Genomic DNA, 10,953 nt, shown 5'->3' on the forward strand with positions numbered 1-10,953 from the left:
CCTCCTATTCTTCCTTTGCGCCAAATTTCTTTTCCAGTGTTTTTACAATTCCAATCAGGATAAGACTGATTACAACCATGATTGTAGAAATTGTATTTGCCATAGGATAATCTGAAGCACCGCGGAATGCCTTATCAAACATATAAAGAGAAAGAACATAAGTCTGCTTTGCAGGACCTCCGCCAGTCATAACGTATATAAGGTCAAAAGATTTCAACGAACCGGAAATTGCAAGAATAGCACTGATAACAAATACACCGGAAAGCTCAGGGAATATGATATGCCAGAGTACCTGCCACTCAGTTGCACCGTCTATAGTTGCTGCCTCCATAATCTGAGGATCAATCTTCTGAAGGTTTGCCATAAAGATGATTAAGTAGGTTCCCGTGTACATCCACAAAATTACAAACAGAACCGGAATCATTGGCTGTGAGTTCATTGTCCATTCATAAGCTGGATTAAACCACTTCATGATTTCTGTCCAGGCTCCGTGAGAAGAAAAGAAGGTCTGGAACAAAATACCGATTACAACTGTAGAAATTACACAAGGAAGATATATCATAGTCTGGAAGAAGTCTCTGCCCTTTACAAGGCCGCGGGTCAGAACATAAGCAAGGAAGAAACCAAGAGGAAGCTGGCCAAAAACAGAAACTAAAACAATCCAGAAGTTATTTTTCAAAGAGATATAGAAATACTGATCTGAGAATACCTTCATATAATTTTTCAGGCCAACAAACTTTAAAGCACCAGCTTCAAAAAGTGATCCTCCTGAATAATTTGTAAGACTCAGAACAACGGAGAAAATTGACGGGAAAGTCATTACTCCAAAGTAGAATACAATTGCAGGAAGAGAAAGCATCCAGTATGCACGCTTTTCTTCTTTTTTTGTTGATAGATTTTCACCAAGCAGAGTTGAATACAAATAAAGAATTACATAAGCTGCAATTCCGTAAATCATAAAATAAAAGCCTGCTGATAAATCAACATCTTCATCGGTAAACTTTTTTACTGCAATAAAAGCAAAAAGAGTTGAAATAATCACAAGCCCCATCAAAGCCCAGTCGACCACTGCAGCTGATGAAGTATAATTATCTTTTTTCCCACGAATAAAATAAATAGAAGAAAATACGATAGAAGCAGCAATTGCCAGAAAGCTTATAATAAGTGCAACTCCAATCGAAGTATACAAAGCACCCTCTCCGGCACCAAGGAAATATATAAATGCAGCAAATCCGTTTGCTTCATCAAAAACTGGAATACAGTAGCCCAGCACAGAAAGCAGGAGACAGGCCTTGCTAATAAGGATCAGGTTCTTTTTATTCATATTTTTCGCCCTTATAAAAAAGGCTTCCGGTGGAAAGGAATTACCGGAAGCCTGAAAGTTAGTTTTTATTATTTGCTTGCATCCCAGGCAGCCTGTACATCTTTACAAACCTGCTCAGGAGTTTTCTTTCCAAGTCCTAATGCCTGAAGATCAGCATTGAGTACAGAAGGAACATCACCTTCAAATACGCTGTCGAATACAGGAGTAGAAATTGTCTGTGCAGTATAGAACTGAGCTCTCTTCTGAGAAAGAGGTTCAATATTGTCATATTTAATTCCACTGTTCAAAGAAGGGAATGAAGCACCTGTATCAAGTCTTCTCTGCTGAACATAAGGTCCTGAAAGCCACTTAATAAGTTCCCATGCAGCCTTTTCTTCTTTAGAACCTTTCTTAAGTTTTGAACTCATACCATATCCAACACCAAGAGTTGAAGAGTTAGAACCGTGAATCTTTTCACCAGGAATTTCAGGGAAGTTGATAAGTTCAATATTCTTTTTCTGATCAGCAGGAGGAATGAGAGCCTTTCCAGTAGAAGTATCTGTAAGGAATGCACCTACACGCCAGTCACCATCAATAAGGTAAGCACCCTTCTTAGAAGCAAACTGACCAACTACATCACCATAAGATGTTGCAAGAGTCTTCTGTGAAAGAACGCCATCATCATAAAGTGTCTTAATGAATTTTACTGCATCAAGGAATGATTTGTCTGTGAACTTAGCCTTTCCTGCTTTAATCTTATCTGCCCAGTCTGCACCACCAAAACGTCCTGCAACGGCAGAGAAGAGACAAGACTGCATTACCCAGTCATCCATGTTAGCCATAAGAATTGTTTCATATCCCTTTGCCTTAAGAACAGGAACCTGAGCCTTAAGTTCATCATATGTCTTTGGAATAGAAAGGCCACAATCTTCAAGAACTGCCTTATTTACATAAAGCATGTGGCTTACTGTAAGTCCAAATGGAATTTCTGCAACATAACCAGATGCCTGAGCTGCAGGATCAACACAAGCTTTGCTGTAATCATTATAAATTCCATCCTTCTTCATAAATGGAGTAAGGTCCTTTGCAAGTTTCTTTTCATGAATAGCAGATGAACGTCCAGCTGGCCACATATAGAATACATCTGGCATTTTTCCTGAAGCTGCATAGGCTGCAGTTTTCTGATGGAAAGGTTCGTTGAAAAGTACCTCACGTTCAATCTTAATATCCGGATGTGCAGCTTCGAATGCTTCCCAAATCAGCTTGTTATCCTCAAATGAGTTTGGAGCTGTTGCATCCTGATAATCCAAAACAGTAATAACTGTCTGCTTAGTTTTTTTGTCGCCCAGCGCATAAACAGAGCCAAGCACTGCTGCCGCTACCATTACGACTGTTACCATTTTTTTCATAGGGTTCCTCCAATTGGTCATAGGTTATTGTACAACCTTTGTACTTACCTACATCCTAAACCCGGTTATTCAGTATTGTCAATCAATTTTTTTGTTAATTTTATTGAATTTTAAGGAATTTCCACCATTTTTTAGCGTTTTGTTTGTTTTTTCTCTGTACTTACATAAAAAGTTGATTTATAATTCGAGCTATGGACAACAGAATAACAATCATTCCAAAACCGATTTCAGTTGAAACCGGGAATAAAATTATAAATATCCGCACAAAATCAGTTTCTATATGTATAAATACAGACTCTAAGGCTGATTTATACAAAACAGCAGCGACAGCATTCGGAGTTGCTGGAATAAAAACATCAGATAAAGGAATATCTGTTTTTATAGAACTTCAACCACAAGATAAAAAACAGGAAATAAATGAAGGCTACAATCTTACGCTTTCTGATGAAGAAATCAGAATAAAAGCAGAAAGCCTGAATGGAATCTTCTATGGATGTATCAGTGCAGCTCAGCTTATTTCCCGAGCAGATAACGAACTTCCCGAGCTGAATATTACTGATCAGCCTATACACAGCTGGAGAGGCTTTTTACTTGATACAAGCCGTTCCTTCTACTCAACAGCATTTATAAAGAAAATGCTTGATGCCTGCGCTTTGCATAAACTCAACATATTCCACTGGCATCTTACAGATGACCAGGGGTGGCGTTTTGAAGTTCCTGGCTACCCTCGCCTCACAGAAATCGGATCAAAAAGACAGGATTACACAATGCCAGCTTCAGAGGATGGTTTTTATGATGAAGAAAAACTTATCCGCCGCTGGTACACAGATGAAGAAATAAAAGAAATCATCCGTTATGCACAGGAACGCTGCATTCAGATTATTCCTGAAGTTGAGTTCCCGGGACACTCTTCTGCCCTTCTTGCAGCTTATCCGGAATATGGTTGTACTGGCGGACCTTATCAGGTAGAAAACAGATGGGGTATTTTTCCTGATGTTCTCTGTCTGGGAAATGATAATATTTTTACTATTTATGAAGCAGCCCTTAAAAAGATTACAGAACTATTTCCTTCTGATTATATTCATATTGGTGGAGATGAATGTCCTCATGAACGCTGGGAAATATGTCCAAAATGTCAGGCTCGAATGAAAACAGAAGGTTTAGATTCTGCTGCTCAACTTCAAGCCTGGGGCACTACTAAAATAGCCTCAATGGTAGCAAAACTTGGAAAGGTTCCTATCGGCTGGGATGAAGTACTTGATAATAACAAGCACAATAAACTCCCTGACAATGTTATTGTTCAAAGCTGGAGAGGAACAGAAGGAGGCATAAAAGCAGCCTCTCTCAATCATAAAGTAATAATGTCCCCAACACAGCGTTTCTATCTGAATCTAAAAAATAAAGATTCGTTTGAAGAACCAGGAAGACTTGGAGTAACTACTACAAAAAAAACCTACACCTTCTCTCCTGCAGGAAAAGAATTAAAACTTGAAAATCCAGAACAGCGCAAATTGATTTTAGGTGGAGAATGTACACTCTGGACTGAAAAACTTCCACACTCACGAAACGCAGAATACCTGCTTTTCCCAAGATTCTGTGCTGCTGCTGAAACACTCTGGCTTCCGGAAGAAAAAAAAGATTTTGAAGATTTTAAACAGAGACTTGAATATCATAAAAAACTTTTACATCAGCTTGATTACCGCTACTACGAAGGAGAACTTGAATAGGAGGTGTAAAGATGACAATTTGTATTCATAACGGAATAGTTCTTTCAGGACTCACAAGCAACACCCAGCGTTCTGCAGTTCTGATAGAGGATTCCAAAATCAAGGATACTTTTAGTGAAGAACGTTTCAATAAAATGAACTTCGGACCTGAAGTGAGACTTATTGACGCTAAGGGTAATTACATAATGCCCGGCTTTATTGATACACATATTCATGGTTTTAAGGGAAATGGAACAGATACCTGTACAACAGAGGGCATTCTTCAAATGTCAAAGGATCTTGCTCAATACGGAGTAACCGCCTTTAATCCAACAATGTACGCTTCTGAAACAGAAGAAATGAAAACAAAACTTAAAGCAATTGTTGCTGCAATGGGACACGAAGAAGGAGCCCGTATTATGGGAGTTCATCTTGAAGGTCCTTTTATTTCTCCTGAGCGGCTTGGAGTACAACGCCCAGAAACTGTAAAACTCCCGGATATTAAACTTTTTGATGAACTTTGGGAAGCCGCAGAAGGACATATTGTAAACATGACAGTTGCACCTGAACTAAAAGGAATGCGTGAACTTGCTCTTCACTGTATTGAAAAAGGAATCATATTACAGGCCGGACATACAAATGCCCAATATGAAAATATTGTAGAAGGCATTCAGGTGGGTATTTTGCATTCAACACATTTCTTTAATGCAATGAGTCAGCTGCATCATCGGAACCCTGGAACTGTAGGTGCAATTCTTATACATCCGGAAGTATCCTGTGAAATAATTGCTGACGGTGTACATGTTCATCCTGACCTGTTTAAGCTTCTTGGCCGCGATAAAAACCGTGCTCAGATAGTTCTCGTTACAGATGCGCTTACTCCGACAGAACAGAAGGGAGAACATCTTTTTGCAAACGGTGAAGAAATTGTATTTAAGGACGGCTGCTTTCATCGCAAGGCAGATGATGTAATAGCAGGCTCTTCACTTACAATGAAAAAAGCAATCAAAAACATTGTGCAATTTGGATATCCGCTTACAGATGCAATTAAGTTTGCTTCTGTAAATCCTGCAAGAATTATGAAATACACTCATAAAGGAATTCTTTCCCCAACCTATGACAGCGACATTCTTGTTATGGATAAACTGTTCAGTATTAAGCTTGTTATGATTGAAGGCAAAATCGTAAAAAATAAACTGGAGGTACAATAATGAGACTTATAATCAAAAATAACTACAAGGAATGTGCAAAGTGGACGGCAGATTATATAGCCGGTAAAATTCATTCAGCTGCCCCTACTCCAGAAAAACCTTTTGTTATTGGATTACCTACAGGAAGTACACCTCTTGGAGTATATGAACGGCTTATTGAATTAAACCGTAAAGGTCTCATATCATTCCAGAATGTCATTACTTTTAATATGGACGAATATGTAGGCCTTGATGAAAACCATCCGCAAAGCTACCACTATTTTATGTGGCAGAATTTCTTCAGTAAAATCGATATCAAAAAAGAAAATGTTCATATTCTTGACGGAACAACGGAAGACCTTCAGAAAGAATGTGAGAATTATGAAAAGATGATTAAAGAAGCCGGCGGAATTGATTTGTTCCTGGGTGGCTGCGGAAATGACGGACACATTGCATTTAATGAACCGGGTTCTTCACTCACCTCTTATACAAGAATGAAAACCCTTACAGAAGATACAATAAAAGCAAATGCAAGATTCTTTGACGGTGACTGTACAAAAGTCCCAAAAACAGCCCTTACAGTTGGAATTGGAACAATCACAGATGCAAAAGAAGTTCTTATTATGATGACGGGACTTGCTAAAGCAGATGCACTTCAACACGCCGTTGAAGAATCTGTTTCACAGATGTGGCCGGTTACAATTCTTCAGATGCATAAGAGTGCACTGATTATTACAGATGACGAATGTACAGATAAACTACGTGTTGGAACAGTAAAATATTTTAAGGGAATTGAATCAAAAATCACAGATTCCTTTGAATCAATTTTCTCTAACAAATAAACTTCTGGAGTTAAAAATGGATATTTCAGACGAGACACAGAACTTTCTTGAACGTCACAATTTTACTTTAAACATTGCTGATAATCTTCATAAGAAAATTATTGAAGATATGAAAAAAGGACTTAAAACAGGCGGTTCTGATCAGGCAATGATAAAAGCAGGCAGTGCTGCAGTTCGTAAAATTAAAGAAGGTGAAAGTGCCATTGTGATTGATGCAGGCGGTACAAACTTCCGTTCCTGTATTGTTACAAAAACAAAAGACGGTATTGAAATATCAGATTTCCAGAAAACAGTGATGCCTGCCATTGACCGTGAACTCAGCAAAAAACAGTTTTATCAGGCCATAGCACAGAATATTTCACGTCTTAAAGACCGTTCAAACAAAATCAGTTTCTGTTTCAGTTATGCAATGGCAATTACAGAAGACGGAGATGGTAAAATTATCCGTTTCTCAAAAGAAGTAAAAGCTCCGGAAGCGGTTGGAACATATCTTGGAAAAGAACTTTTAGCAGAACTCAAAATTCAAGACTGGACAAAAATCAAAAAAATAAATGTTTTGAATGATACAACAGCCCTCCTGCTTTCAAGTTTTGTTGAAAAATCAGAAAAGAACTGGGGCGCACATCTTGCCTTTATTCTCGGAACCGGAATGAACAGTGCATACATTCAAAACAAGCGGATTATTGTCACAGAATGCGGAATGTTTTCTGATCTTCCTCAAAGTGATTTTGACAAAACAGTCTGCAGCAGAACAACGCAACCGAACCAGTCCCTTATGGAAAAAATGTGTTCAGGAGCATATCTCGGAGATATTGCAACAGAGATGGTAAAAACAGCAATTAGTGAAGGATTCTTCTCTCCTTCGTATGCAGCACCAGAGCATTTTGATACAAAAGATTTTGATAAATATTTCGCAAAAACAGAGAAAGAACTTTCATCGGACGAACTGAAATTAAAAGAACTCTTTTACGTAATTATTACCCGCTCGGCAAAACTTTCAGCAGAAGCAATTTACGCTGCAGCGTTCTGTTCAGACAAAGAAAAAGAGGAGCTTCCAATCTGCATTACCTGTAACGGCAGCACCTTCTGGAAAACTCCCCTTCTAAAACAAACTGCTGAAGCCCGTCTGAAAGACCAGCTCCAGCAGCCTTTCGAAATTATTCAAATTGACGACGACATCACTAAAGGAAGCTTTGCCGCCGCATTCATCGATTAAATATATCGCTCAGACTTAAACACGCTCAACAGGTGAAGACTTAGCATCCTTACCCATGTAAGCAACAATCTTACTGCCGTCTTTGAGTTCACTTACAGGAATTACTGCAGCATCGATACGCTTTCCGTCTACTTCGATATATTCAATACCTTTGCAAATGTGCTGTGGATTCTTTACTTCAATATGAAGATTCATCTTTCTCCAGCGGCGCTCTACTGTAAAGCCGTCCCAGTCGTGCTTAATACACGGATCAATCAAAAGACCATCATACTGTGGCTTAATTCCGAGCATGTACTGAGTAATAGCATAGTAAGACCATGTACCGGCTCCAGAAAGCCATGAAGTACGTGTGTTACCAGGGCGCTTGCTGAAGGTAGAATAAGTTGTCTGTCCTACTACATATGGTTCGCTCTGGCGGATTTCTGCCTTGTCATTATATGCAGCAGGAATAGATGCCTTGCAGTACTCGTAAGCACGGTCACCGTTTCCAAGCATTGTTTCAGCAATTACACCCCAACCCTGTGTATGGTTGAAGATACCTGCATTTTCCTTGATACCAGGAAGGAATACTACAGAAGACATGATGTCTGAGCGAGTCTTTACGAATGGAGGCGCACAGAGCATAAGTCCGTAAGGAGTTGCAAGTTTTTCTTTTACAGATTCCATACAGATGCGAGCCTGTTCTGCAGTTGCAGCAGAAGACATAACAGCCCAAACCTGAGTATTAAAGTAAATCTGTCCTTCTTCAATTGTCTGAGTTCCATAAACAGTTCCATCCTCGCCTACAGCCCAGATAAACCACTTACCATCCCAGCACTTCTTCTGGATATTAGCATCAAGTGTATCACGCTCTTTCAAAGCCCATGCAGCTTCGTCCTTCTTTCCAAGACGTTCAGAAATATCAGCATAAGTTGTAAGACCAAGACGCAGCTGGAAAGCAACGAACAAAGATTCACCATGATAGCCGAGTTTAAGACAGTCGTTCCAGTCAGCCAAAAGTCCACAAGGAAGTCCGTCTGCGCCCATTCTCTCAAGGTTAAATTCAAGGGCACGCTTAAGGTGTCCGTATACAGTTGCTTCTCCGCCATCAGCGTATGGAACTACTTTGTTATAGAAATCAAAGTTTCCTGATTCTGCTACATAGCAAGGAACAGCATTGAAGAACCATTCACAGTCATCCGAACGGAACTCTTCCGGCTTTGGAGCCTTCTCGTGCCCGGCATTGAAGTCCTTAGAAATTACAGGAACAGCACCACCATTCTGGCACTGACCAGAAATCATACGTACAAGACGTTCCTCTGCTTCTTCTGGAATTGCAGCAGAAACACCAAGAATATCCTGTACAGAGTCGCGGTAACCAAGACCATCGCGTTCTCCATTGTATACAAGAGAAGCTGCACGGCTCCAGGCAAATGTAATCAAACAGTTATAAAGTCCCCATACGTTTACAGTATGGTTAATATCTTCATCTGGAGTAATAGCCTTGAAAGAACCAAGCTTTGCATGCCAGTTATTTACAAGCTTTTCAAACTCTTCATCTGCACGTTTGAAAGTACCGAACTCATTTACAATCTTCTGTCCAACTGCGAGAGCATCATCAATACCAAGCATAAGCATGATTTCTTTTGTTTCACCTGGCTGCAATTCAAGGTCACCCTGAACTGTACCACAAGAGTTATCACCAAATGCTTCAGAGTTTGTACAAGCTCCGTCTACAACAGCTTTTGGATGCTCATAGCTTCCGTAAGTTCCGATAAAGGCTTCGCGGCTTGTATCAAAACCAGTCATTGGAGTACCAATAAGAGCAACCCATTCGCTCATATAAGCACCACCAACCTCGTATTCAGGATGCTGAATGTAAAGGTTATCCTGAATTGAATAACGGAGAAGATTATCACCTACTTTTTCACCCTTTACAATAAAGAGCGAATACTGAAGGTTTACCTGATCCTGTGTTGTATTCCACTGGTTAGAAAATTCACAGTAAGAGAATACGCGGATTTTACGTACCTTGTCAGAAGTATTTGTTACCTTAAGACGCCAGTACTCAAAGTTCTGTCCAAGCGGAACATAGTATTTTGTTTCACTCTTAATTCCCTTGTATTCAGAAGTAATAGTTGTATATGCAGTACCATGACGACATTCACTCTTATACTGATCAAGAGGTTTACCAACTGGCTGCCATGATGCAGACCAGAAATCTCCATCTTCTTGATCGCGGAGATAGAAATAACGTCCTGGCTGATCCATAGGAACTGCGTTAAAACGAAGACGCATAAATCGTCCCTGAGCACCAGATTTATAGAAGCCATAGCCACCGGCATTGTTTGTAATTACAGCACCATAAACTGTAGATCCAAGATAATTACTCCAGCTTGTAGGAGTGTCCGGGCGTGTGATGACATACTCTGCTTTGTCATCGTCAAAATATCCGTATTTCATTTCCCTTCCTTCGTCATCATTTACGACAACGTTTTCTTAATCATATAAGTTTACTTCATAAAATGCCATAAGTCCATAATGGATTTTTCCTACATGATAAAAATTTAAATACCTAAAAAAAAAGACCGTGATGTGAAGTGCACCCCAATTATTGGACACTTTAACTAGGCTGATTTTAAGGACTGATTCCTAAATTGTAAAGGGGTCAGTCCTTTTAATTTAACCTTAATTCTCTTTTCGTTGTACCAAGACAAATATTCAACTAATTCTTTTTTGAAATGTTCAACAGATTCAAATTCCTGTAAATAAAAAAGCTCAGATTTAAGCAATCCAAAGAAATTCTCCATTACCGAATTATCAAGACAGTTGCCTTTTCGCGACATGCTTTGCCTGATTCCTTTTTCTTTCAGTCGCCTCTGATAATCATACATCTGATACTGCCAGCCTTGATCAGAATGAAGAATCAGATTTGTTCCATCCGGAATCTTAGCAAAAGCCTTTTCAAGCATATCAACTGTCTGAGCATAATTCGGACTTTCAGAAAGATTCCAGCTTATCAATGACTGATCATGCAAATCAAGAATCGGAGATAGATAAAGCTTTGTTCCAAACAGATTGAATTGTGTAACATCTGTAACCCATTTTTCATTAGATTTTGTTGTACTGAAATCTCGCAGCAAAAGATTAGGAGCAACTTTGCCTATCTGGCCTTTATATGAATTGTATTTATGCTGACGAACCTTACACACGATGTGTTCTTCATGCATAAGTTTTTGAATTAATTTGTGGTTAGTTGTACGTCCTCTGTTTCTGAACTCTAAAGTAATCCTTCTGTAGCCATAGCG

At 39.3% G+C, this 10,953-nt stretch carries 8 protein-coding genes; 4 read left to right on the plus strand and 4 right to left on the minus strand.

The features are described 5' to 3' along the window. Nucleotides 1-4 precede the first annotated feature (4 nt). On the minus strand, nucleotides 5-1,324 hold the full coding sequence (locus tag BMY21_RS16150) for a carbohydrate ABC transporter permease (protein WP_338370886.1): 1,320 nt from the start codon (nucleotides 1,322-1,324) through the stop codon (nucleotides 5-7). Nucleotides 1,325-1,392: 68 nt separating this feature from the next. Then, a complete protein-coding gene (locus BMY21_RS14830; RefSeq protein WP_074645538.1) occupies nucleotides 1,393-2,712 on the minus strand; it encodes an ABC transporter substrate-binding protein in 1,320 nt (439 codons plus the stop codon). Between the two features lie 191 nt (nucleotides 2,713-2,903). Between BMY21_RS14830 and BMY21_RS14835 the strand changes: the two genes are divergently transcribed. The 4 genes from BMY21_RS14835 to BMY21_RS14850 are packed head-to-tail and all read left to right on the plus strand — an operon-like array spanning nucleotide 2,904 to nucleotide 7,666. Then, nucleotides 2,904-4,439: a beta-N-acetylhexosaminidase gene (locus BMY21_RS14835; protein ID WP_074645540.1), complete on the plus strand. Its 1,536-nt coding sequence runs from the start codon at nucleotides 2,904-2,906 to the stop codon at nucleotides 4,437-4,439. Nucleotides 4,440-4,450: 11 nt separating this feature from the next. Next, entirely contained in the window at nucleotides 4,451-5,629 is a 1,179-nt protein-coding gene (gene nagA, locus BMY21_RS14840; RefSeq protein ID WP_074645541.1) for an N-acetylglucosamine-6-phosphate deacetylase, read from the plus strand. Further along, nucleotides 5,629-6,450, plus strand: coding sequence for a glucosamine-6-phosphate deaminase (gene nagB / locus BMY21_RS14845; RefSeq protein ID WP_074645543.1), 822 nt, complete (start codon nucleotides 5,629-5,631; stop codon nucleotides 6,448-6,450). The genes nagA and nagB overlap by 1 nt, the downstream gene beginning before the upstream one ends. Nucleotides 6,451-6,466: 16 nt before the next feature. Then, nucleotides 6,467-7,666 (plus strand): hexokinase family protein, encoded by a 1,200-nt coding sequence (locus BMY21_RS14850; protein WP_083379899.1) that lies wholly within the window; start codon nucleotides 6,467-6,469, stop codon nucleotides 7,664-7,666. Between the two features lie 15 nt (nucleotides 7,667-7,681). Here BMY21_RS14850 and BMY21_RS14855 read toward each other — a convergent pair whose 3' ends face one another. Both BMY21_RS14855 and BMY21_RS14860 read right to left on the minus strand, forming a co-directional pair. Beyond that, nucleotides 7,682-10,108 (minus strand): glycoside hydrolase family 94 protein, encoded by a 2,427-nt coding sequence (locus BMY21_RS14855; protein WP_074645544.1) that lies wholly within the window; start codon nucleotides 10,106-10,108, stop codon nucleotides 7,682-7,684. A gap of 164 nt (nucleotides 10,109-10,272) precedes the next feature. Continuing rightward, nucleotides 10,273-10,953 (minus strand): IS3 family transposase (locus tag BMY21_RS14860; protein ID WP_143064252.1); only part of this gene is annotated, 681 nt, incomplete at its 5' end.

Origin of the sequence: Treponema bryantii, assembly GCF_900111035.1 — a bacterium.
GTDB lineage: Bacteria > Spirochaetota > Spirochaetia > Treponematales > Treponemataceae > Treponema_D > Treponema_D bryantii_C.